Source organism: Afipia sp. GAS231, from assembly GCF_900103365.1.
In the GTDB taxonomy this organism is placed as follows: domain Bacteria; phylum Pseudomonadota; class Alphaproteobacteria; order Rhizobiales; family Xanthobacteraceae; genus Bradyrhizobium.
Window position 1 is genome coordinate 7,047,705 of the sequence record NZ_LT629703.1, and the last position, 21,599, is coordinate 7,069,303.

The window sequence follows — 21,599 nt, forward strand, 5'->3', positions numbered from 1 at the left end:
GACATTTCAACGGTTGCGGCCCGCAGTGACATCCGCCGCGCTACGCCTCTCGGGAAGGCGTCAGAGCTTCGGCGCGCTGCCCTTGGGCGCCGTCTTATCGTTGTGGTCGGCCGCGATGGCCTCGTTGTCGATCGCGGTGGCGCTGACGACGAGTTTGGTATCGAGCAGCGTGAATTGCGCGATCCCGACCCGGTCCGGCGGGGTGCCCGGTATCAGTTGTACGCTCAATACGCCGTCGCAATTGGCGCCCTTGGCCTCGTCAAACATGGCGCTCAGCGTCTTCGCCTTGGCCTGTGCGCGCTTGACGACGGCCACGCAACTGCCGCGGACGGTCTCGCCGTTGAGCTTGACCGCGGCGCGCGGATCGAGCGGCTTGTCGATGGCGTCGATCGCGGCCGCTTCCTTGTATTTGGTGCCGGAGGAAATCACCGAGCCCGAGCGGTAGATGTAATAGAGGTGCTGATCGCCGACGATGGTGGGCGCGCCGTATTTGCCCATGATCTCCTTGATCATGTCGGCTTTTGCCGGCTGCTGGTCCGGCGCGAAGGTCAGGTTGCGGGCGATGAAATAGGCGCGATTGCCGCTCGCTGGTGCGGAAAAGCTGCCCGACAGCAACTCGCCGGTCTGCTTGGGGCCAGCGGGGAGATTGAAATTCACAGCGGCGACGAAGCTGGCGCCGGCGTCGCCGAGTTTCTGTTGCTGGACGTCGACCTTGGCGTCGGCATGCCCCTTGAAACGCGTCTCGAAGGCGGCGCGCGCGGATTCAGCCGTCGCGTCCGTGGAGACGCCCAGGATGTCGGGCCGCAGTTTCCCGGTGAACGCGGTCTCGGGTGATTTTGGTTTGGCGTCGGAGGCCAGCGATGCCGCGGGCAGGGCGGCCGGCCCCATGGCGAAAATGAGAAACAGGGCACGGCGAAGCATGAACCACCCCAGAAAACAAAATGAAACCAAGGAATAATAGGGCGCGATTACGTCAAGTTTTGAACGGCGATGTCAACATTCTCAGAACATTCTGCAGGGGACGGCGTGACACCGGCCCTTAAGCCGGACCGTTAACGCTTTGATCCGGCTCGCTTTGCCTTGCCACCGCCATATCGTTAGGGTAACGCCGCCGCCATGCGGGGATTGGGCGCGTGGCGTAGCTCACATGATCGCGTTTCCCCAGGGGATGGGATAGCCTTAAGTGTCTGAATTATTTGACGAAGTAGACGAGGATGTCCGCCGCGACCAGCTCAAGAAGCTGTGGGAGCAATACTCGATTTATATCATCGCGGGCGCGCTGTTGATTGTCGCGTCTGTGGGCGGCTGGCGTGGCTACCAGTACGTGGAAGCCAAGAGGGCCGCCGAGGCTGGCGCTGCCTTCGACAAGGCTGTGGAGCTCTCTGAGGCCAACAAGCACACCGAGGCCGAAGCGGGCTTCGCCGAACTGGTCGCCAAGGGGCCGGCTGGATACCGCGTGCTGGCCCGGCTACGCATGGCGGCTGAAGTTGCCAACCGCGATCCGGCGGCGGCCGCAAAGATGTTCGACGAGATTACCGCCGACCGCAGCGTCGGCGCTGCCGAGCAGGACCTGGCGCGGATTCGCGCGGCCCAGTTGCTGCTGGAAACCACGACCTATCCCAACATGAAAGCGCGCCTCGAGGCTGCCGCAGCACCGGGCGCGACGTTCCGCCATACCGCGCGCGAGCTGCTGGCGCTGTCGGCCTGGCGTGCCAACGACGCCGCGGCGGCGCGGCAATGGCTTGATCTGATTGCCAATGACGGCGAGACGCCGCCAAGCCTGCGCTCGCGTGCCGAGGCGCTGCAGGCCCTGCTGCCGCCGGTCGCCAAAAGCTGACGAGACTGAACGAGAACCGCCCATGCGCCGTCCGCAACGTTTGATCGCAGCCACCGTCCTCGTCGCGCTTTCCAGCGCGCTGGCGGGCTGCGGCAGCATGGGCAATTTCGATCCGTCCGATTTGCTCGACTTCCTCGACACCAAGAAGAAGCTGCCGGGCGACCGCAAGCCGGTTTTCCCCGAGGGTGTGCCGGGCCTCGAGCAGGGTGTGCCGAAGGATCTCTACAAGGGCTCCCGCCAGATCGACGATCAGAATCCGCAGGTGGCTACCGCTCCGGCCGCGCCGCCGCCGGAAGAGCCGAAGTCGAAGCGGGGCGCCAAATCGAAGGGCAAGCCGACCGCTGTTAGCCCCGCGCCGGCTGCTGAGCCCGCCGCGGCTGCCGACCCCGAGGAAGAGGGCAGCACCGCCGCCGCGCCGCCGGCGCCCAAGCCCAAGAAGATCGTGCGCAAGCGCACCACCGCGCCGCCGTCGGATACCCCCGCCGCGCAGTCGACCGCGCCTGCCGCGCAACAATCCGCCGCCCCGTTCCCGGCTCCGGTGCCGAGCGGCACGTTCACGCGCTGAGTTTCATTTTTTCATCGATTGACACGCCCTTCAGAAAAGGGCGTTAGGATCATTTATGTCGTTCACGATTGCCATCATCGGCCGGCCCAATGTCGGAAAATCGACGCTGTTCAATCGGCTGGTCGGGCAGAAGCTCGCGCTGGTCGATAACGAACCCGGCGTGACCCGCGACCGCCGCGAGGGCGAGGGGCGTCTCGGCGATCTCGAATTCACGTTGATCGACACCGCAGGCCTCGACGAGGGCGCCAAGGGCTCGCTGACCGCGCGGATGCAGGAGCAAACCGAAGTCGCGATTGGCCTGGCCGACGCGCTGATGTTCGTGTTCGACGCCCGCGCCGGCCTGACGCCGAACGATCGCGCCTTCGCCGATTTCGCCCGCCGCGCCAACAAGCCGGTGGTGCTGGTCGCCAACAAGAGCGAGGGCAAGCACGGCGAACTCGGCGCCATGGAATCCTACGCGCTGGGCCTGGGCGATCCGATCCAGATTTCGGCCGAGCATGGCGAAGGCCTGAGCGATCTCTACGACGCGCTGCGGGTCTTGATGCCCGAGCCGGTCGAAGCGGAGGAGTTCGACGACGACGACATCATCGAAACCGATGAGGAAATCGCGCAACGTCCGATCCGCGTCGCCATCGTCGGCCGGCCCAATGCCGGCAAGTCGACGCTGATCAATCATCTGCTCGGCGAGGAACGGCTCCTGACCAGCCCCGAGGCCGGCACCACGCGCGATTCCATTTCCGTGGAGATTACCTGGCAGGGCCGTGAATTCCGCGTGTTCGACACCGCCGGATTGCGGCGTCGTTCGCGGATCGAGGAGAAGCTGGAAAAGCTTTCGGTTGCCGATGCGCTGCGCGCGGTGCGCTTTGCCGAAGTCGTCGTGCTGATGATGGACTCGCAGAACCGGTTCGAGGAGCAGGACCTGCGGATCGCCGACCTGATCGAGCGCGAGGGCCGCGCGCTGGTGCTGGCGGTCAACAAATGGGATTTGATGGAGAAGAAAGGCAGCCTGATTTCGGCGCTTCGCATCGATACCGATCATTTGTTGCCGCAGGTGAAGGGCGCGCCCGTCGTCGCCGTTTCGGGCCTGATGGGCGAGGGCATCGATCGGCTGATGACCGCGATCGAACAGGCCTATGCGGTGTGGAACAAGCGCGTGCCGACGGCCACCCTCAATCGCTGGTTCGAGCAGGCGGTCGACGCCAATCCGCCGCCCGCGGTGTCGGGCCGCCGGCTGAAGCTGAACTACATCACCCAGGCCAAGGCGCGGCCGCCGAGCTTCATCCTGTTCTGCTCGCGCGCCGATGCGGTGCCGACATCCTACCTGCGCTACCTCACCAACAGCATGCGCGAGGCGTTCGAGCTGCCGGGAACGCCGGTGCGGATTTCGCTGCGTGAGAAGGCCAATCCGTTCGCCCACAAGCGCAAGCGGCCGTCATGAGCGAACAGGCGTCCGCGCCCGCCGCCGACATGCCGCCGGTGCGCAACGCCGCGGCCGCCTTCATTTTCGTCACCATCCTGCTCGACATGCTGGCGCTGGGCCTGATCATTCCGGTGCTGCCGAAGCTGGTGGAGAGCTTTGTCGACAACGATACCGCGAGTGCGGCGCGGATCTTCGGACTGTTCGGCACCGCGTGGGCGCTGATGCAGTTCCTGTTCTCGCCGATCCTCGGTGCGCTGTCGGACCGGTTCGGCCGCAGGCCGGTGGTGCTGCTGTCGAATTTCGGGCTGGCGCTGGACTACGTGCTGATGGCGCTGGCGCCGTCGCTGACCTGGCTGTTCATCGGCCGGGTAATCTCAGGCATCACCTCGGCCAGCATCTCGACCGCTTTCGCCTACATCGCCGACGTGACGCCGCCGGAGCGGCGCGCCGCAGTGTTCGGCAAGATCGGCGCGGCATTCGGCGCCGGGTTCATCCTGGGGCCGGCGCTCGGCGGTCTGCTCGGCGGTATGGATCCGCGGCTGCCGTTCTGGATCGCCGCAGGCCTGAGTTTTACCAACACGCTGTACGGCTGGCTGATCCTGCCGGAATCGCTGCCCGCGGAGCGGCGTTCGCCGTTTCGCTGGAAGAGCGCCAATCCGCTTGGGGCATTGCATCTGCTGCGCTCCAACCGGATTCTCGCCGGACTGTCGCTGGCGAATTTTTTTGGCCAGGTCGCCCATGTGGTGCTGCCCTCGACCTTCGTGCTCTACGCCACCTATCGATATGGCTGGGGCACGGCCACCGTTGGGCTGACGCTGGCGCTGGTCGGCGTCTGCTCCATGGTGGTGCAGGGCGCAGGCGTCGGCCCGATCGTCAAACGCTTCGGCGAGCGACGTACGCTGTTGGTTGGGCTGGCTGCCGGAGCGCTCGGGTTTTTCATCTATGGGGCGGCCCCGACCGGGGAGTTGTTCTGGGTCGGCATCCCCGTGATGTCGCTCTGGGGCGTCGCCGGTGCGGCGATCCAGGCGCTGACCACGCAAATGGTGGCGCCGGACCAGCAGGGCCAGTTGCAGGGCGCTACGAATAGCGTGAACAGCATCGCCCAGCTTGTCGGGCCGTTTCTGTTCACGCTGACCTTCGCTTATTTCATCAGCGGCAGCGCGCCGCTGAAATTGCCGGGCGCACCGTTCCTGCTGGCGGCGGCCCTGCTGCTGCTGGCGCTGCTGATCGCGTGGCGCACGCTTTCGATCGCGAAGGCCCGCTAGCTAGTCTGTCGCGGGCACCGAATGATGTTCGTGCGTGACGCGCCAGTCGCCGTCGACCTTGCGCAGTCCGATAGTCAGCCTGAACAGGAGCCCGCTATCGGTGTTGGACACGCACCGCATGGTAGCGACGGCGAAGGCGACTTCGTCGCCGGCCGTGATCGTGAGTTCCTCGATGTCGAAGGCTTGCCCCGATGTGCGGCAACTGAAGAACAGATCCCACGTTTTCTTGTACTCATCCAGTCCGCGTGACTGGAACGGCGGCGGAACGTCGAACATCACGATGTCGCGGTCGTGGTGGGCAAGAATGCCGGGGAGATCGTGGCGGCGGACCGCGTCCGCCCACGCTTCGACAAGCGCCTTGATTTGAATTTCAGCCGCCTGGCTCTGCTGCATCATGGCGCTCGCTCCGAATGTCTGCTGATTGGCATCCCCAGGACGAATGGACGAACGCCGATCCGACACGCGGAGCAGATTTTTTCGGGCCGCAGGTCGCGGAGGCGACAGGGTGGCAACCTGGATGGAAGGGTGGGCATACGCTGACGCGCTTTTGCCCACCCGATGTTCGGGCTACACCATTACTTCTTCACCAGCGGACACTCGCTGGCCTCAAGCGGCTTGGCGGCGTCCTCCGGTGAGATCGTGGCGATCAGCTTGTAATAATCCCACGGGCCTTTCGATTCTTCCGGCTTCTTCACTTCGAACAGATAGGCCGGGATGATGCGGCGGCCGTCGGCGCGGAGCGGACCTTTGCCAAACAGCGGATCGTCGGTCGGCAGCTCCTTCATCTTGGCCACGACCTTGGCGCCGTCATGCGGATTGCCGCCGAGCGCTTCCAGCGCTTTGAGGTAGTGCAAAATGGCCGCGTAGTTGCCAGCTTGAGTCATCGACGGCTTGGCATGATTGGCCGCCTTTTCCTGAAAACGCGCTGACCACGCACGAGTCTGATCGTTCAGATCCCAGTAGAAGGATTCGGTGAAGGTCAGGCCCTGCGCGGTTTTCAAGCCGAGCGAGTGCACGTCATTGATGAACAGCAGCAGCGCGGCGAGCTTCTGGCCGCCGGCGACGATGCCGAACTCGGCGGCCTGCTTGATCGCGTTGGTGGTGTCGCCGCCGGCGTTCGCGAGGCCGATGATCTTGGCCTTCGACGATTGCGCTTGCAGCAGGAAGGACGAGAAATCCGAGGTGTTGAGCGGATGCTTGACGCCGCCCAGCACCTTGCCGCCGTTGGCGGTGACGACCGCGGTGGTGTCGCGCTCCAGTGCCGCACCGAACGCGTAATCGGCGGTCAGGAAGAACCAGCTGTCGCCGCCGGCCTTGGTCAGCGCCTTGCCGGTGCCGGTGGCCAGCATGTAGGTATCGTAGGTGTAGGAGACGGTGTTCGGTGTGCAGGCCTTGCCGGTCAGATCGGCGCTGGCCGCGCCCGAGTTGAGCAGGATTGCGTTCTTTTCCTTGACGAGATTGCTGACAGCGAGCGCCACGCCGGAGTTCGGCGTATCCGAGACGACATCCACCTTCTCGGTGTCGATCCATTGCCGCGCGATGTTGACGCCGACATCAGGCTTGTTCTGGTGATCGCCGCTCAACACGTCGATTTTCCAGCCCTTGGCGCGCAGGCCGGAATCCTCGACGGCCATGTTGATTGCGGTCACGGCACCCGGACCGTTGATGTCGGCATAGAGGCTCGACATGTCGGTGAGCACGCCGATCTTGGCGGTCTTGTCCTGGGCGTAAGCCGGGGCGGCGAGGCCGACGCCGGCGACAGTGAGCAACGCGGCAAGGCGCCGCGCATTAATTGTATTCATCGATTTCCTCCATCAGGGGTAGCCGGGCGGCTCTCTTGGCGGAGCCGTCCCGGCGTTGAACTGGGGGCTGTCTAGTGAATCCCGGCGCCCCCGGCAATCCGCCTATCGTAGCGCGTCTGACGTCAGCTTGAACTTCTGGATGCGCTTGCCGGTATCGACCTCGCCGGTATAGAGGCTGCCCTTGGCATCCACCGCCATGGTGTGGACCCAGTGGAATTGACCGGCGCTGCGGCCGTTGCTGCCGAAATGGCCGGCCACGCTGCCGTCCTCGCGCTTCAGCACCCGGATTTCGTTGTTGGCGCCGTCGGCGCTCAACAGCCAGGTCTGCTTCGGATCGGGCCAGATCACGACGTCCCAGACTGCGCCGTTGGCGAGCGTATTCTTCTCGTAGAACCACTCTTTGACGAAGGTGCCGTCCTTCTTGAAGACCTGGATACGGTTGTTGGTGCGGTCGCAGACATAGACCAGTCCGTCATTGGCAACCTTCACGCAATGCACGGGATTGCCGAACTGCTGCGCCACCGGCGCCTTCGGATCGTAAGGCGGCTGCTTGTCGTCAACAGGCGGCTTGCCATAGGCGCCCCAGTACCGCTTGTAGGCGCCGGTGGTGGCATCGAACACGATGACGCGCCGGTTGCCGTAACCGTCGGCGACGTAGACTTCGTTGGCGTCCTTGTCGACGGTGACCTCGGCGGGCCTGCCGAGCTGGGTGGTGTCGTTGCTTCCCTTGGCGGGTGCGATCTTGCCGATCTGCAGCACGAACTTGCCGTCGGGCGTGAACTTGAGGATCTGGCTGTCGTCGTTGGCGTTGCCGGTCAGCCAGACAAATCCGCCGCTGACTTCGATGCCGTGTTCGTTGCCGAACCACTGATAGCCTTCGCCGGGGCCGCCCCACGAACGCAGCAGATTGCCGTCGGCATCGAACTCCAGCACCGGTGGCGCCGGGACGCAGCATTTGGTGCGCGTCGGGGTGAGCGCCGCGGCCTTCTCGTCGTCGGTCAGCGAGCGCGGACGCTGAAACACCCAGATGTGTCCCTCCGCGTCTGATGTGATGCCGCCGACCTGTCCCATGATCCAGTTGTTCGGCAGCGCCTTCGGCCAGGATGCGTCAACGGCGAAGGTCGGGACGTCGCCGGCCTGCGCGCTGCGCATCGACAGCGGCGCGCCGATCAGCACGACAGCGGCGGCACAGGCGGCGATGGTTTTGGTGAAATGCTGGATGGCGGGTATCGAGCGCGCGCGATGTTGCATCGGCATGGGTTGCTCCCTTGATTTTTCTGACGGGTTTTTTCCCGCTTGGCGTGCAGTCAATCGTGGGGAGGGGCGCAAGTCAACGGTTTGCCCGTTTGCCGTCATTGCGACGTAACCGCTGTCATTCCGGGGCGATGCGAAGCATCGAACCCGGAAGTTCGAGATTCCGGGTTCGCCGCGTTGCGGCGCCCCGGAATGACGGCGGATAGATACGACTTCACTGTCTCGCAGCATGCTTTGCCCGAGTTTTTCCATTTCATCTGCCCTCCGAAACATAGAGGGCGCAGGGAAGACCGGGTGCGCGCCGCACCCGCGGTCTTGCGTGCGATAGTTGCAACAAAATGGCGCACGCAAGCATACAGGTTTGGCGGAGGCATCCGGCCTTCCCTGCGCAATGGCTTTACGGCTTATACGAGATCGTCCTGGTGACCCTGCTTTTTGTGACACCATCGCTCTCGGGCAGCGTTGGCCGCCTTCGAACTTGACGCCTGCATCGGGGCGTCGGACCCAAACGATTTCACCGTACGCAAATGCCACGCTCGTCAGTCGTAGCCTCGCGTCCACCGCATCTCTCCGCACGTCGTGACGATCGCGAGCGCCCCTTGTGTCGGCAAAAACTGGCAGAATGTGCGAACGGGCGGTTGAATCAGAACCGCCCGTTGCTGGAACTGAGCCCGTTACGCCCCAAAGCGGCAGAGCCTGTATGAGAGCGAGGGACAGCTCCGGTGTCTTCCTCAACCCGAACAGTTGCAAGGGCCGTTGAGCCCGTACCGAGCAAGGAAGGGAGTGGATGATGGCACAAAATGGTCTCGTTGTCGTCGGCATCGATGTAGCAAAGGACAAGGTCGATGCGTGCATTCGCGAGTTGGCGCTGCGGCAGACGTATCCGAGCACTGCCCAGGGTCATCGCAAGCTGGTTGCCTGGCTTCGCAAGCACAAGGTGAACAGGGCGGTGATGGAGGCCAGCGGCGGCTATGAGCGCGATTGGGGGAAGGTGCTCCGCCTGGCCGGCATCGCCGTACGGATCGTCGACCCCAAGCGAGTCCGCAGCTTTGCGCAGTCGGCCGGACGCCTGGCCAAGAACGATACGATTGATGCAGAGATGATCGCTTGGTTCGCAGAGACGTTCAGCGAGGCGCCGGGCCAAGTGCACGATGCCGCGCGCGAAGAGCTGCAGGCGCTGGTGAAAGCTCGTCTCAATCTGGTCGATCTCAAGATACGACTGGAAGCTCAAAACGAGCATGCTGCACCAGGACAGGCTCGGAAAGCGCGGACCCGTATCTTGAAGAGCTTGCTCGAGGAAATTGCCAAGCTCGAAGTCGCGATCTCGGCCCAGGTCAGGGCCACACCTCATCTTGCCGAACGCGCCGAGATCGTCGAGAGCGTGCCGGGCTTTGCCGAAACGAGCTCAGCGAACCTCATTGCTGGAATGCCGGAGCTTGGGCAAGTGAGCGACGAGATCGCCGCGGCGTTGTTAGGCGTTGCCCCTTATGACGATGATAGCGGAAAGCGCCGCGGCGAACGCCACATCAAGGGCGGCCGCCGTTGGGTCCGAAACGCCCTCTACATGCCGTGCCTCGGCGCGGCCACACAGAACAATCCTGTCTTCAAGGCCTACTATCAACGGCTACTTGCCAAGGGGAAGGAGCCGAAGGTTGCGCTCGTCGCCTGCATGCGAAAGCTGATCATCATCCTCAACACAATGATCGCACGCCGGCAGAAATGGGATCCCAGCCGTTACGCACTGAATTGAGCGAGCGCACTTCACCGCGCTCGGTCCTCGACCGAGCGCATGCCTAGCCAACAGACCGGGGGAGCGGACGGCGTCAAGGCCGTAAGCCGCCGAAGGCGGGGGCGCGCCTCGCGCCAGCCTTGAGGCCAGCCGATCACCGGTCTACTTCAGCACAGTTGCTCTCATCGCGGGAGACGGGCGGAGTTAGACAACTGATTTGCCCGACGGCTCAACAGAAATATTTTTGCGCGAAGGGCTGGACAGACTTTTGGTGATTTGCCCGTCGGGCTACTTTGTCGCAGGTGCTGCCGCAAGATTTCGCTTGCGCCGGTGGTGAAGCAGTTTGCGGGATCGTAGCCCGCATGAGCGAAGCGATATGCGGGGGGGCCGGTTATTCAATTACGATACCGGATGTTGCTTCGTTCATCCGGGCTGCGCTCGCCAAGGATAATCAAGTGCACCGTCACTGATTGGTAAGTGGCCCAAGACCGAAGAGGCGTAAGAAGCATGCGCCCGACCATACGAGCCCGCCAAGAGCGACTTCCATTTTCTTGATTCCACCGCCAAGGAAGGTTCGGTCATCGGCTGGATCGAAAAAAGCGGGTGTGTTTTTTTCAAATACGAGATGTCCAATCCAAGACAGGAGGAAGGCAATCACGATAAGTCCTCCTCCGATCAGAGGACGCCAGAAAAGACTGATGATGCCGATCGCCGCGATCGTATGCGCGACGTGATGAATGCGCCGGTTTGCTGAATCGCGATGCGCAGATTCGTAAAAATTGAGAAAGCCGCTGCCTGATTTTGAATTGGTCATGGACTCTCCTTGGAGCGTTATAACCGTCCTCTTCTCGCGCACATCCTCGCAGAGGGGAGTTCGAGCAGGAGCGAAAATGGAAGGCACCAACAAACACGATACGTATAGTATCGAATTATCGGAAAGTCAATACGGTGCGTATCGTAGTTGTCGCGCGCCGACACAGACGCTATGAGTTAGTATTAATGACCGGAGGTCGCAGCGTGTCGCCAAGCGCAACCAGAAGACCGAGACAACGGCCAACACGCGATATGACGAGAGCGACCGTCCTGCTTGCCGCGGAGGCCGTCTTTGTCGAATTTGGCTTTCATCGCGCAACGATCGAGCTGATCGCAGAACGAGCCGGTTTTACGAAAGGTGCGGTATATTCCAGCTTCGCCAACAAGGATGAGATATTTCTTGAGCTATTCAGGGTCCGAGTAAAACAGCGTGCCGCCATTGTTGCGACCGCGGTTGCACGTGAAACCGACGTTGCGGCGAAACCGCGGGCGCTTGGCGAGGCGCTGACGCTCCTTGCGAAGAAAGACCCGCACTGGACGCCTCTGCTGATGGAATTCTGGATCCATGCGCTTCGTGAGCCGGGACTGAGGCAGGCGCTGGCGGATGTACGCAATCAGCTGCGAAACGCCGTCTCCGAGGGCTTCGCCAAATCACCGCGCTCGCGAGGCAAAGCTGACTTGAGCGCCGACGCATTGGCGACGATCGTCTTCGCCCTGTCGAACGGATTGGCCATGGAATGGGCCACCGATCCCCGGGCGACCGATCCCGAAATATTGCCGACTGTACTCGAACGGCTTCTTTCTGGAACGTAACTCCGTCCGGTTAGGGTGACAGCTCGTAGCAACCATTAAAGCTAAGCATCTTTTTCGATCCACGGGGTACCGCGTTGAACGACGGTGTTGGCGTAGATCAGGAGCTTGCGGGCGCAGGCGATGAGTGCGGCGTTATGATGCTTTCCGGATGCTATTAGGCGTGCGTAGAGCATGGTGAGGGCCTTGTTCCACCGGAACACTGCTGGGAGGGCTGCCGCGAACAGGGAGCGCCGCAAGCGAGCTCGGCCGCCGGCGATGTGGCGTTGCCCTTTTTGCTGCCCGCTGTCGTTGTCGAAGGGAGCAAGTCCGGCGAGGGCTGCGGCTTCCTCCCGGCTCACGCGACCAAGCTCGGGCATACGGATAATGATTGCCAGTGCAGTCCGCTCACCGATTCCAGGAATACTGAGCACCAGATCAAAGCGAGCGGCGAGATCGGGGTGAGAGCGTAATTGCTTGGCAATGTAACGAACCTGGGCGAGCCGTCGCGCGTTCCATCGAGCAATTTCGCCAAGAACCATTCGCCGCAACCGAGGCTCGTGGATATGTTCCAGCCGGGTCTTGAAGCGCCTGAGATCCTCATCGATTTGATCGAGGAAAGTCAGATTTTCAGCCAATTCAGCCAGACGTGAATCTGGCGTAGTCTTCGGCGGATCGAGCGTTGCTGTGCAAGCCGCGATCAAGACCGCGTCGAGCGCATCGTTCTTGGCGCGGCACAGATGCACCCGGCCAAACGCCTTGACCTGGATCGGCTGCAGCACCAGCACGGTAAAGCCTGCCTCGCGTAAATGCTCCACCACACCACGTTCATACCCGCCGGTCGCCTCGATGCCGACGCGCGTCACGCCGGCCTTGGCTAGGTAACCGGCAAGGGCTCGCCAGCCAGGCAAGACGTTTGCGACCTGCCAACGCTCGGCACGATCGTGAACTGCGATGTCCAGTTTGGACTTGGACGTATCGATTCCAGCCGTCGTTATGATAATCTGTGTCATCTTCGTCGACCCTGCCTTGTGAAGCGAACCAAGTTGTTCCGGCAACCATCCGGGTCCGATGAAGGTGCTGACGACGATCTCGCTACGGAGCAGCCAAAAGTGGCTCTGGATGGGTACGATCCGATCGCCAGCGGCCTGCCGCGGATTGCCGTCCGTGGCAGGCCATTCCTTTCGGAACACACCGACAATAATCGATTTTGCTATTACAAGGATGGGTTGAGCCTCGCGAAACCCATCATTCTTGCATCGACCGAAATGATGGGTTTCGCTGCGCTCAACCCATCCTTGTAATAGCGCAATCGGTTATCGTCGGCCTGTTCCGAAAGGAATGGCCTGCCGTGGACGGCCATCCACGGCAGGCCGCTGGCGATCGGATCGAACCCATCCTGAGCAGTTTGTGGCTGCCCCGTAGCGTGATCGCGCCAGCACCTTCATCGGACCCGGATGGTTGCCGGAACAACTTGGTTCGCTTCACAAGGCGGGGTCGACGAAGATGACACAGACTATCATAACGACGGCTGGAATCGATACATCCAAGGCCAAACTGGACGTTGCTGTTCATGATCGGTCCGAGCGCTGGCAGGTTGCCAATGCTTTACCTGGCTGGCGCGCCTTGGCGGCCAACCTGTCCAAAGCCGGCGTGACGCGCGTCGGGATCGAGGCGACGGGCGGCTATGAACGCGGTGTGGTGGAGTATTTGCGCAAGGCGGGCTTCACCGTGCTGGTGCTGCAGCCGACCCAGGTCAAGGCTTTTGGCCGGGTCCATCTGCGTCGCGCCAAGAACGATGCGCTCGATGCGTTCTTGATCGCGGCTTGCACAGCGACACTCGATCAGCCGAAGACTGCGCCAGATCCTCGACTGGCACAACTGGCTGGATATCTGACCTTTCTCGAACAGATCGAGGAAGACATCGCGCGTCACAAGACCCGGCTCGAACATATCGACGAACCTGGCCTGCGGCGCATTGTTAACAGCGACATCGTCCGGCTGAAGGCACGACGGGCCGCGCAGATACGCGACATTGCCAAGCGACTTCGCGCCAGTGACGATCTTGCCATGCGACTCAATCTGGTGCTGAGCATTCCCGGCATCGGAGAACGCACGGCGCTGGCGCTTCTGATCCGCATGCCCGAGCTTGGGCAAGTCAGCCGCGAGGAAGCTGCAGCCTTGGCCGGCCTGGCTCCCTTCGACGACGACAGCGGAAAACATAAAGGCCTACGTCGCATAGCTGGCGGGCGAAGTCGCCTACGCCGCTCCCTGTTCGCGGCTGCCCTCCCAGCGGCCTTCCGCTGGAACAAGGCACTCGTCGCGCTCTATGCCCGCCTGACGGCCGCTGGAAAGGCCCACACCGCAGCGCTCATCGCTTGCGCCCGAAAGCTCCTGATCTACGCCAACACCGTGGTCCAGCGCGGTACGCCGTGGACCGAAAAAGCCGCCTAGCTCTTAATGGTTGCTACGAAATGCCGTCGTCATTGCGAGGGAAGCGAAGCAATCCATGCTTCAGCAGCGAAGAACTGGATTGCTTCGTCGCTTCGCTCCTCGCAATGACGGCGAACGCCTACGCCGGCGCGCGGAAACTCATCAACGTCCGCGTCTTGAAGTCGTAGAACTTGCCGGTCGAGTCCCAGCTAGGCGCGCACATCGGCACGATGAATTCGGCGGCCTGCTCCGGCGTGTCCAGGGTCGCCGGATCTTCGCCGGGAAACATCGTGGCGCGCATGCGGGTGCGGATCGGGCCGGGGTTGAACAGGTTGACGCGCATCCTGGTGCTCGCGGTTTCTTCCGCCCAGACCCGCACCAGGGCTTCGAGGGCGGCCTTCGAGGCGGCGTAGGGGCCGATATAGGCGGGGGCTTTGTTGGCGGCGCCTGAGGTGACGAACACGGCGCGGCCGGCGTCGGACTGTTTCAGCAACGGCTCCATACAGCGGACCAACTGAAAATTGGCGGTCACGTTGACGGCCATGACGTCATTCCACGGCTTCACCTCGATATGGCCGAGCGGCGAGGAGGGGCCGGCGACGCCGGCGTTGCCGACGAGAATGTCGATCTTGCCGTGGCGCTCGTGCAGCGCGGCGCCGAGCCGCGCGATGCCGTCATAGTCAGTGAGGTTGAGCGGCACCAGCGTGGCGCTGCCGCCGTCTTTGCGGATCTCGTCGTCGAGTTCTTCCAGGCCGCCTTGCGTGCGCGCCACGGCAACGACATGCGCGCCGGCTTTGGCGAGTGCCACGGCGGTGGCACGGCCGATGCCGCGTGAGGCGCCGGTGACGACGGCGATGCGGGAAGCGAAGGGTTTGGTCATGGTAACAGCTTGCTCCGTCATGCCCGGGCTTGTCCCGGGCATCCACGTTCTTTGCGGCGGGGTATTACAGACGTGGATGGCCGGGACAAGCCCGGCCATGACGTGAAATTATTGATCTGAGCCGGTGGCTATGGGTCCCTGCGCCCGTGCGCAATTGCGCACTAGGCAGGGACGACAGCTAGCTCGCCTCCGCCAGCAGCGACAATTGCCGGGGCTGCGGTTCAACCTGGGTCTGGTCGGTGAGGTGGGTCGGATAGGCGCCCGTAAAGCAGTGATCCGAGAATTTCGGACTGGCGGGATCGCGGCCGGGTTCACCCATGGCGCGGTACATGCCGTCGATCGACAGGAACGCCAGCGAATCCGCGCCGATGATCTCGCGCATTTCCTCCAGCGAATGGGTCGCGGCCAGCAGTCCGCCACGGTCCGGCAGGTCGATGCCGTAATAGTCGGGATACAGGATCGGCGGCGAGGCGAGGCGGAAGTGCACTTCGCGCGCGCCGGCATCGCGCATCATGCGGACGATCTTCTTCGACGTGGTGCCGCGCACCAGGGAGTCGTCGATCAGCATGATGCGCTTGCCTTCGATCGCAGCGCGGTTGGCCGAATGCTTCATGCGCACGCCGAGTTCGCGCACGCTCTGGGTCGGCTGAATGAAGGTGCGGCCAACATAGTGGTTGCGGATGATGCCGAGTTCGAACGGCACACCGGAATGCTGGCTGTAGCCGAGGGCGGCGGGCACGCCGGAATCCGGCACCGGCACCACGACGTCGATATCGACATGGCTTTCACGCGCCAACTGTGCGCCGAAGGCCTTGCGGACATCGTAGACCGAGCGGCCGCCGACGATCGAATCCGGCCGCGAGAAGTAGATGTATTCGAAGATGCAGGGCCGCGGCGGTTTTGGCGGGAACGGCTTGTGGGTGCTGGCGCCGTGTTCGTCGAACACGACGATCTCGCCGGGTTCGACATCGCGGACATATTTGGCGCCGATCATGTCGAGCGCGCAGGTTTCCGAAGTCAGGATCGGGCGGCCGTCGAGGTCGCCGAGCACCAGCGGGCGGATGCCGAGCGGGTCGCGGGCGCCGATCAGCTTCTTGTTGGTCAGCGACACCAGCGCGTAGGCGCCCTCGATGGCGCGCAGCGATTCGATGAAGCGGTCGATGAAGCGGCTGCGCTTGGACTGCGCCACCAGGTGCAGGATCACCTCGGTGTCGGTGGTCGACTGCATCATGGCGCCGTTCTTCACCAGTTCGCGGCGCAAGGTCAGGCCGTTGGTGAGATTGCCGTTATGGCCGACCGCGAAGCCGCCGGCATTGAGCTCGGCGAACAGCGGCTGCACGTTGCGCAGGATGGTGGCGCCTGTCGTGGAGTAGCGGACATGGCCGACGGCGGCGTTACCGGGCAGACGCTCGATCACTTCGCGGCGGGAGAAGGTGTCGCCGACCAGGCCGAGGCGGCGTTCCGAATGGAAGCGGGCGCCGTCGAAGGTGACGATGCCGGCGGCTTCCTGGCCGCGGTGCTGGAGGGCGTGGAGGCCGAGTGCGGTGATCGCGGCAGCTTCCGGGTGGCCGTAAATGCCGAACACGCCGCACTCCTCGCGGAGCGTGTCGCCTTCGAGGTCGTCCTGTAGTTCGATGCCGAGATTCAGATCAGGTTTAGAGTCAGACTGGTGGGCGGGATCGGAAGGGTTCTGCATCTCGTCCATCGCGCCTCTCTTCTGGCCAGAATTATTTGCCCGCGGGTTTCTCGATCAGCTTTTTAAGGCTGTCACGGGCAGGTTTACTGTAGCCATCACCGGACGCAGGGGCTGCCTGGTCGGTGTCAGTTTGATCGTCTTCAGGTTTATTCTTCTTGAATCTCTTTAAGATGGTGTTCTCGGGGTCATCAGGCAAGAGCGACATTAACCAATCGCCGGTTCCCTGCAGCACCACCCGGGACTTGGCCCCGGTAATCCAGTCGGGCCGCTGCTTGTCCGGAACCAGCCAGACGAAGAACTGGTAGGCCACCACCACGATCAGAAGGCCGCGGCCGAGCCCGAACAGGAACCCGAGCGTGCGGTCCAGCGCACCGATCCGGGAATCCAGGATCATGTCCGAAATCCGCACCGTGATGATCGACACCACGATCAGGGTACCGATGAAGGTGCCGGCCACCACCACGACGGAGGCGACGGTGTCGTTGTTGAAATAGGTTTTTGCGGTCGGCAGCAGCTTGGCGAAGGCGTAAAGCGTGACCAGCGCCGCAGCGCCCCAGGCCGCGATCGACAGGATTTCGCGCATGAAGCCGCGCACCAGGGCAAGCAGCCCCGAAATCAGCATCACTCCAAGCAGGACGAGATCGAGTATCGTTATCGGCATCGGCTGGTCAGGTCCGCTCGTAGGTTCTCAAGCAGCGAATCGGCATGTTCAGGACGTCCTAGGTGACGGGCATAAGGTATATCCCGCAAGGCCGGATATCGCGCCATCCCGCTCGCCCTTCGCGCGCGTTGTATAGCGGCGAGGGCGGGGCGCGTCACGCCGCTTTAGCCGTTCTCGCGCCGGAATCGCGCCGGTGTGGCATTTTTCTCAGCAGCCCCCTCGCGGTTGGCCTCCTTATTCGCTCTGGGTGTTCCGCGGGCCGCGATATCAGCGACCAGGCTGGTCAGCCCGCCGACGGTGTTCAGCACCAGACCGGCATCGCCGCCGACGTCGCCGCGCGTCGATTCGGGCAGCACGGCGCGGCCAAAACCGAGTTTGGCGGCTTCTTTCAGCCGGGCCGAGGTTTGCGCCACCGGCCGGACCGCACCCGACAGCGAAATCTCGCCGAAATAGACCGCGTCCGTCGGCAGCGGCGCATTCACCAGCGAGGACACCAGGGCCGCGGCGGCGGCAAGATCGGCCGCAGGCTCCTGGATCCGCAGGCCACCGGCCACGTTCAGGTAGACGTCATAGCCTGACAGTTTCACCCCGCAATGGGCTTCCAGCACCGCCAACACCATGGCCAGCCGGCTGGTGTCCCAGCCCACCACGGCGCGGCGGGGGGTGCCGAGCGTGGTCGGCGCCACCAAGGCCTGCAATTCGACCAGCACCGGGCGGGTGCCCTCGATGCCGGCGAATACCGCGGTACCCGGGCTGCCGAGATCGCGCTCGGACAGGAACAGCTCGGAGGGGTTGGAGACCTCGCGCAGGCCGAGGCCGGTCATTTCGAACACGCCGATCTCGTCGGTCGGGCCGAACCGGTTCTTCATCGCGCGCAGGATACGAAAATGCTGCGAACCTTCGCCCTCGAATGACAGCACGGCGTCGACCATGTGTTCGACGACGCGGGGACCGGCGATCTGGCCATCCTTGGTGACGTGGCCGACCAGAATGATCGCGGCACCTGATTTCTTGGCGAAACGAATGAGCGCCTGCGCCGAGGCGCGAACCTGCGTCACCGTGCCCGGCGCTGATTCCACCGTATCGGTCCACATGGTCTGGATCGAATCGATCACGATCAGGCGCGGCACCGCGCCTTCCGACAGGGTCGAGACGATGTCCTCGACCGAGGTTTCGGCGGCCAGTTGCACCGGCGCGTCGGCGAGCCCCAGCCGCTCGGCGCGCAAACGAACCTGCGCCACGGCCTCTTCGCCGGAAATGTAAACCACGCGATGGCCGGCGCGGGCCATCAGGCTGGTAGCCTGCGTGAGCAAGGTCGATTTGCCGATGCCGGGATCGCCGCCGACCAAGAGCACCGAGCCGCGGACAAAGCCGCCGCCGGTGACGCGATCGAGCTCGCCCATGCCGGACGAGAGGCGCGGAGCGTCGGTGCTCTTGCCGGTGAGGCTTTCGAGCGCAAAGGTCCGCCCCTTGCGCTTGCTGCGGATCGACACCGGCATCGAGGTGGCGCCGGTCGTATCCTCTTCGGAGAGCGTGTTCCACTCGCCGCAGGACTCGCACTTGCCCTGCCAGCGGTTATACGCCGCGCCGCAGTTCTGGCAGACAAAAGAAAGGGTGGATTTGGCCATGGAGGGGTGAGTCGCTCTTTACCGGTAAAACCCTGATAGCATAGAAACTCTCAAAATGTTCCTAATTTGTTCTTTGTCACCGTTTGGGTGCTGTGCTGTTTCGGCCTCATTCGAAAATCGCAGTGGCCTCATTTGAATTGTTAATGATTCAGCAGGGGTGAGCTGTATTGACCAGATGCCGTCCTCCGGACGTGTCAGACTGTCTCCGTCACCGCCCCAGCCATTGGCATCCATCGGTGATGAGAACGCCAAGCCGCGCTCCCGCCTTCCTACAAGGAACGGAGCAGTGCTATGCAGCAGCGACGCCATCTCAAGCTATCTCAGCCTCTGGAACAGCGCCTTGCAGAGGAGGCACACCGCCTGCGTGAGCAGGCCAAATTGCTTCCACTTGGTGCGGTTCGCGAAGCGACAATCCGCAAGGCCCGACAGGCCGAGACCGGATCGCACATGAGCGAATGGCTGCGATCACCCGGCCTGCAGCCGCCCCGCTGAAAATGCTTACGCTGGTGGCGATATTGGCCGGACCTATCGTGGTGACGACAATCGTGACGATTGTCGTCTTCGAGATCAAGGACGCATGGGACCGTAACCGCCAGATGAAGTAGGGCCTCTCAGACGGCCCATTCTATCCGGCCGGGTTCTCGTATGAAGGCTTGGAATAGACGGGTACGGTACCAATCTCCCGTCCCGCATCGTTGATTATTGCGACGCGGCGCTCTGGATCATCCTCTGGCTTATCGAGGGAAACACCGACGGCCAATACCATTGCCCGAATGATTGCATCAGTATCGTCGTCACAAACAAAGCCTATTGAATCAAAAAGCCGGTGGCCGTCCTTCACAACAAAAAAGTATCTGGGCATGGGCAACCTCCGGATTGCCAAGCCCCCATAACCAAGATTGTTCCGGAGTAAGGCCGCCTCAGTTGGCGGCCTCTTTGTTTTGGCAAGATACAGAGTCAATTGCACCGGCTCTTACCCATAGTGCAATGCCACTCTATCTCGTAGTTCCTTGATCGTTGAGCACGTTTTGCTCATGCCAATGATCTCGTAACAGCGCGACACAAGTTTTCTTGCGCCCAAATTTTCCGTGATGCTTGGTACTGGCCTGTTTTAACCCCTAGTGGCCCAGTTTGATTTTGGCGGTGGCCTGGTTTGAATTTTGGAACCCGGGCCGCGCCATTCTCGTTGACCAGCAACGCAACCACGACTGGGTGCCATCATGTGGTGGGAACTAGTAGCGTTGGTAACTGCAACCGTATTGATCCCGAGCATTGCAATAATCGCCCTTTTCCATCTCGGGATACTGAAGCGGGTCGAAGACCTCGCGCCCCGGGTTGACGATGGTGCGGCCTCGCAAGATCGAAAGACGCCGAAGTAAGGTCGGGTGCTGTCCGTATTTGACCCCAAGTGGGGCCGCCCGCCTTGCTCTAAAATTCAGACGGCCCCTGCCAGCCATATCAATCGTCCTGCCCCATTGGCAGTGGCCATAGCCAGCCCACGAAACACAAGCAAACCGATTTGAAAGTCTTACGACAAAGGCCGCCTCAGTTGGCTGCTCCGCACGGAAAGCGAAGACCCGGCAACTATGCCGGGCCGAACGCAAGTATACTCTGTTGAGAAGAAAGTGAAATTTTGAGGCAATGCCTGGTAGCCGTCTATCCGGGGCAATACCGTCAACCTGCCTGACAGAAAGGGCGCCGCAGTTGGCGGCCTCTTTCAACAAGCACTTCAATCGGATCAACCCCTTGAATTTGATGCTCGCAGCAAATTGCGAGGAGATGGCCTTGCCGTCGTAAGCCGATGGCACTGCCTCTGGAGGGACGTTCGTCGCTTCGCGTCAAACAAAAGCGCAATCGCGTAAAGCGCGCGAGCTGATCAGAAAACGACAATGCCCGGGATCGCAATCCCGGGCATTGTCGCTTGCAGATGAATCTCAGCTCTACTTGATCGACACGAACGGCACCGAAGAGCCCGGCACCATCGTGGTCGGCAGCACGCCGTTCCAGCGTTCGGCCTGGACCAGCGTCACCAGGTTCGGGTTGTTGCCGAGCGCCTTGCCGCGTGCCTCGATGGCGGCGGCTTCGGCTTCGCCCGTGATCTTGATGTTGGAGGCCTTGGCTTCGCCGTTCAGGCGGGTGGCTTCGGCGTTGGCCTGCGCCTCGGCGCGGACCGCGTTGGCTTTCGCCGTGGCCTGCGTCACCGTGATCTGGGCCTGGACTTTTTCGCGCTCGGCGTTCTGCTGCAGTTTCTGCACTTCAACTTCCGCCAGCATGCGCTGCTCGATCGAATGCAGGTAGGTCTGGCTGAACTCGATGTTCTCGAGCTGGACGCTCTCGATGATGATCATCGGATCGTTGTTCAGCGTCGCGGTGATGGCGTCCTTGATCGCGCTGTTCAGCTGACCGCGCTCCTGGATGGCTCTCACGGCGGTGTAGCGGCCGAACACGACCTTGACCTGCTGGTTGACGACCGGGCTGACGACCTGGTTGACCGCGGTCTGCAGTGCGCCGAACCTCGCGTAGAGGTCCGAGACTTTTTCCGGCGCCGCACGCAGGGTGACGCTGATCTTCAGGTCGGCCGGCTGCTGGTCGAACGAGTAGGAGTTCATCTTGTCCCAGGTAAAGGTCGTGGTCTTGACGCTGACCTTCTCGACGGTGTCCATCAGCGGGACCTTGAAGCCGAGGCCCGGCTGGGCGGTGCCGACCACCGCGCCATAGCGCAGCAGCACGCCGCGCTCGGTCTGATCGACGGTGTACCAGCTACCCGCGGCAATGATCACGGCAATAGCGACGGCGACGATGGCGCCAATAATTCCCCGGTTCATCT

General features: G+C 62.5%; 21 protein-coding genes. 9 read left to right on the forward strand and 12 right to left on the reverse strand.

The window, feature by feature from the left end:
- Positions 1-60 precede the first annotated feature (60 nt).
- A complete protein-coding gene (locus BLS26_RS33040) occupies positions 61-921 on the reverse strand; it encodes a hypothetical protein (RefSeq protein ID WP_092516622.1) in 861 nt (286 codons plus the stop codon).
- 262 nt (positions 922-1,183) lie between these two features.
- On the opposite strand from BLS26_RS33040, the gene BLS26_RS33045 reads away from it, so the two are divergent.
- The 4 genes from BLS26_RS33045 to BLS26_RS33060 are packed head-to-tail and all read left to right on the forward strand — an operon-like array spanning position 1,184 to position 5,087.
- Entirely contained in the window at positions 1,184-1,837 is a 654-nt protein-coding gene (locus BLS26_RS33045) for a tetratricopeptide repeat protein (protein WP_092516623.1), read from the forward strand.
- A 22-nt stretch (positions 1,838-1,859) separates the two neighbouring features.
- Positions 1,860-2,402 (forward strand): hypothetical protein, encoded by a 543-nt coding sequence (locus BLS26_RS33050; protein WP_092516624.1) that lies wholly within the window; start codon positions 1,860-1,862, stop codon positions 2,400-2,402.
- Positions 2,403-2,457: 55 nt separating this feature from the next.
- Entirely contained in the window at positions 2,458-3,840 is a 1,383-nt protein-coding gene (gene der / locus BLS26_RS33055) for a ribosome biogenesis GTPase Der (protein ID WP_092516625.1), read from the forward strand.
- A complete protein-coding gene (locus tag BLS26_RS33060; RefSeq protein WP_092516626.1) occupies positions 3,837-5,087 on the forward strand; it encodes a TCR/Tet family MFS transporter in 1,251 nt (416 codons plus the stop codon). The genes der and BLS26_RS33060 overlap by 4 nt, the downstream gene beginning before the upstream one ends.
- On the opposite strand, the gene BLS26_RS33065 is transcribed toward BLS26_RS33060, so the two are convergent.
- From BLS26_RS33065 to BLS26_RS33075, 3 genes are all read right to left on the reverse strand, one after another.
- Positions 5,088-5,483 (reverse strand): nuclear transport factor 2 family protein, encoded by a 396-nt coding sequence (locus BLS26_RS33065; RefSeq protein WP_197681295.1) that lies wholly within the window; start codon positions 5,481-5,483, stop codon positions 5,088-5,090.
- Positions 5,484-5,662: 179 nt separating this feature from the next.
- The gene (locus tag BLS26_RS33070) at positions 5,663-6,889 is read right to left on the reverse strand and encodes an ABC transporter substrate-binding protein (protein ID WP_092516627.1); all 1,227 of its coding nucleotides are present in this window, start codon (positions 6,887-6,889) and stop codon (positions 5,663-5,665) included.
- Positions 6,890-6,991: 102 nt separating this feature from the next.
- The gene (locus BLS26_RS33075) at positions 6,992-8,041 is read right to left on the reverse strand and encodes a hypothetical protein (RefSeq protein ID WP_244542049.1); all 1,050 of its coding nucleotides are present in this window, start codon (positions 8,039-8,041) and stop codon (positions 6,992-6,994) included.
- Positions 8,042-8,930: 889 nt separating this feature from the next.
- Here BLS26_RS33075 and BLS26_RS33080 point away from each other — a divergent pair.
- Positions 8,931-9,893, forward strand: a complete 963-nt coding sequence (locus tag BLS26_RS33080) for an IS110 family transposase (RefSeq protein ID WP_091976312.1) — start codon at positions 8,931-8,933, stop codon at positions 9,891-9,893.
- A 442-nt stretch (positions 9,894-10,335) separates the two neighbouring features.
- Here the strand turns inward: BLS26_RS33080 and BLS26_RS33085 are convergent, their stop codons facing one another.
- Complete coding sequence (locus BLS26_RS33085) at positions 10,336-10,686, reverse strand: DUF962 domain-containing protein (RefSeq protein WP_092516628.1); 351 nt, start codon at positions 10,684-10,686, stop codon at positions 10,336-10,338.
- Between the two features lie 251 nt (positions 10,687-10,937).
- On the opposite strand from BLS26_RS33085, the gene BLS26_RS33090 reads away from it, so the two are divergent.
- Complete coding sequence (locus tag BLS26_RS33090) at positions 10,938-11,498, forward strand: TetR/AcrR family transcriptional regulator (protein WP_172804743.1); 561 nt, start codon at positions 10,938-10,940, stop codon at positions 11,496-11,498.
- A gap of 41 nt (positions 11,499-11,539) precedes the next feature.
- Here BLS26_RS33090 and BLS26_RS33095 read toward each other — a convergent pair whose 3' ends face one another.
- A complete protein-coding gene (locus BLS26_RS33095) occupies positions 11,540-12,487 on the reverse strand; it encodes an IS110 family transposase (protein ID WP_092517642.1) in 948 nt (315 codons plus the stop codon).
- Positions 12,488-12,505: 18 nt separating this feature from the next.
- On the opposite strand from BLS26_RS33095, the gene BLS26_RS36115 reads away from it, so the two are divergent.
- Together BLS26_RS36115 and BLS26_RS33100 are read left to right on the forward strand one after the other, a co-directional pair.
- Complete coding sequence (locus BLS26_RS36115) at positions 12,506-12,778, forward strand: hypothetical protein (RefSeq protein ID WP_157676649.1); 273 nt, start codon at positions 12,506-12,508, stop codon at positions 12,776-12,778.
- Between the two features lie 157 nt (positions 12,779-12,935).
- Complete coding sequence (locus BLS26_RS33100; RefSeq protein WP_244541773.1) at positions 12,936-13,928, forward strand: IS110 family transposase; 993 nt, start codon at positions 12,936-12,938, stop codon at positions 13,926-13,928.
- Positions 13,929-14,046: 118 nt separating this feature from the next.
- Here BLS26_RS33100 and BLS26_RS33105 read toward each other — a convergent pair whose 3' ends face one another.
- From BLS26_RS33105 to radA, 4 genes are all read right to left on the reverse strand, one after another.
- Positions 14,047-14,787 (reverse strand): SDR family NAD(P)-dependent oxidoreductase, encoded by a 741-nt coding sequence (locus tag BLS26_RS33105; RefSeq protein ID WP_092516631.1) that lies wholly within the window; start codon positions 14,785-14,787, stop codon positions 14,047-14,049.
- Between the two features lie 178 nt (positions 14,788-14,965).
- Positions 14,966-16,483, reverse strand: coding sequence for an amidophosphoribosyltransferase (purF, locus tag BLS26_RS33110; protein ID WP_092518907.1), 1,518 nt, complete (start codon positions 16,481-16,483; stop codon positions 14,966-14,968).
- Between the two features lie 31 nt (positions 16,484-16,514).
- Positions 16,515-17,144 (reverse strand): CvpA family protein, encoded by a 630-nt coding sequence (locus BLS26_RS33115; RefSeq protein WP_074828671.1) that lies wholly within the window; start codon positions 17,142-17,144, stop codon positions 16,515-16,517.
- Between the two features lie 164 nt (positions 17,145-17,308).
- A complete protein-coding gene (radA, locus tag BLS26_RS33120) occupies positions 17,309-18,772 on the reverse strand; it encodes a DNA repair protein RadA (protein WP_092516632.1) in 1,464 nt (487 codons plus the stop codon).
- A gap of 455 nt (positions 18,773-19,227) precedes the next feature.
- Between radA and BLS26_RS36120 the strand changes: the two genes are divergently transcribed.
- Complete coding sequence (locus BLS26_RS36120; protein WP_157676650.1) at positions 19,228-19,377, forward strand: hypothetical protein; 150 nt, start codon at positions 19,228-19,230, stop codon at positions 19,375-19,377.
- 20 nt (positions 19,378-19,397) lie between these two features.
- Here the strand turns inward: BLS26_RS36120 and BLS26_RS36125 are convergent, their stop codons facing one another.
- Together BLS26_RS36125 and BLS26_RS33130 are read right to left on the reverse strand one after the other, a co-directional pair.
- Entirely contained in the window at positions 19,398-19,634 is a 237-nt protein-coding gene (locus tag BLS26_RS36125; protein WP_157676651.1) for a hypothetical protein, read from the reverse strand.
- 1,078 nt (positions 19,635-20,712) lie between these two features.
- Positions 20,713-21,597 (reverse strand): prohibitin family protein, encoded by an 885-nt coding sequence (locus BLS26_RS33130; protein WP_092516634.1) that lies wholly within the window; start codon positions 21,595-21,597, stop codon positions 20,713-20,715.
- Between the last annotated feature and the right edge of the window lie 2 nt (positions 21,598-21,599).

What these genes read in the sequence shown, in the direction of transcription:
- BLS26_RS33060 (WP_092516626.1), top strand. Translation starts at nt 3,837, where the DNA reads ATGAGCGAACAGGCGTCCGCGCCCGCCGCCGACATGCCGCCGGTGCGC.
- der (WP_092516625.1), top strand. Translation starts at nt 2,458, where the DNA reads ATGTCGTTCACGATTGCCATCATCGGCCGGCCCAATGTCGGAAAATCG.
- BLS26_RS33105 (WP_092516631.1), bottom strand. Translation starts at nt 14,787, where the DNA reads ATGACCAAACCCTTCGCTTCCCGCATCGCCGTCGTCACCGGCGCCTCA.
- BLS26_RS33065 (WP_197681295.1), bottom strand. Translation starts at nt 5,483, where the DNA reads ATGATGCAGCAGAGCCAGGCGGCTGAAATTCAAATCAAGGCGCTTGTC.
- BLS26_RS33075 (WP_244542049.1), bottom strand. Translation starts at nt 8,041, where the DNA reads ATGCGCAGCGCGCAGGCCGGCGACGTCCCGACCTTCGCCGTTGACGCA.
- BLS26_RS33095 (WP_092517642.1), bottom strand. Translation starts at nt 12,487, where the DNA reads ATGACACAGATTATCATAACGACGGCTGGAATCGATACGTCCAAGTCC.
- BLS26_RS33115 (WP_074828671.1), bottom strand. Translation starts at nt 17,144, where the DNA reads ATGCCGATAACGATACTCGATCTCGTCCTGCTTGGAGTGATGCTGATT.
- BLS26_RS33080 (WP_091976312.1), top strand. Translation starts at nt 8,931, where the DNA reads ATGATGGCACAAAATGGTCTCGTTGTCGTCGGCATCGATGTAGCAAAG.
- BLS26_RS33085 (WP_092516628.1), bottom strand. Translation starts at nt 10,686, where the DNA reads ATGACCAATTCAAAATCAGGCAGCGGCTTTCTCAATTTTTACGAATCT.
- radA (WP_092516632.1), bottom strand. Translation starts at nt 18,772, where the DNA reads ATGGCCAAATCCACCCTTTCTTTTGTCTGCCAGAACTGCGGCGCGGCG.
- purF (WP_092518907.1), bottom strand. Translation starts at nt 16,483, where the DNA reads ATGCAGAACCCTTCCGATCCCGCCCACCAGTCTGACTCTAAACCTGAT.
- BLS26_RS33040 (WP_092516622.1), bottom strand. Translation starts at nt 921, where the DNA reads ATGCTTCGCCGTGCCCTGTTTCTCATTTTCGCCATGGGGCCGGCCGCC.
- BLS26_RS33130 (WP_092516634.1), bottom strand. Translation starts at nt 21,597, where the DNA reads ATGAACCGGGGAATTATTGGCGCCATCGTCGCCGTCGCTATTGCCGTG.
- BLS26_RS33050 (WP_092516624.1), top strand. Translation starts at nt 1,860, where the DNA reads ATGCGCCGTCCGCAACGTTTGATCGCAGCCACCGTCCTCGTCGCGCTT.
- BLS26_RS33090 (WP_172804743.1), top strand. Translation starts at nt 10,938, where the DNA reads ATGACGAGAGCGACCGTCCTGCTTGCCGCGGAGGCCGTCTTTGTCGAA.
- BLS26_RS36125 (WP_157676651.1), bottom strand. Translation starts at nt 19,634, where the DNA reads ATGCCCAGATACTTTTTTGTTGTGAAGGACGGCCACCGGCTTTTTGAT.
- BLS26_RS33070 (WP_092516627.1), bottom strand. Translation starts at nt 6,889, where the DNA reads ATGAATACAATTAATGCGCGGCGCCTTGCCGCGTTGCTCACTGTCGCC.
- BLS26_RS36120 (WP_157676650.1), top strand. Translation starts at nt 19,228, where the DNA reads ATGGCTGCGATCACCCGGCCTGCAGCCGCCCCGCTGAAAATGCTTACG.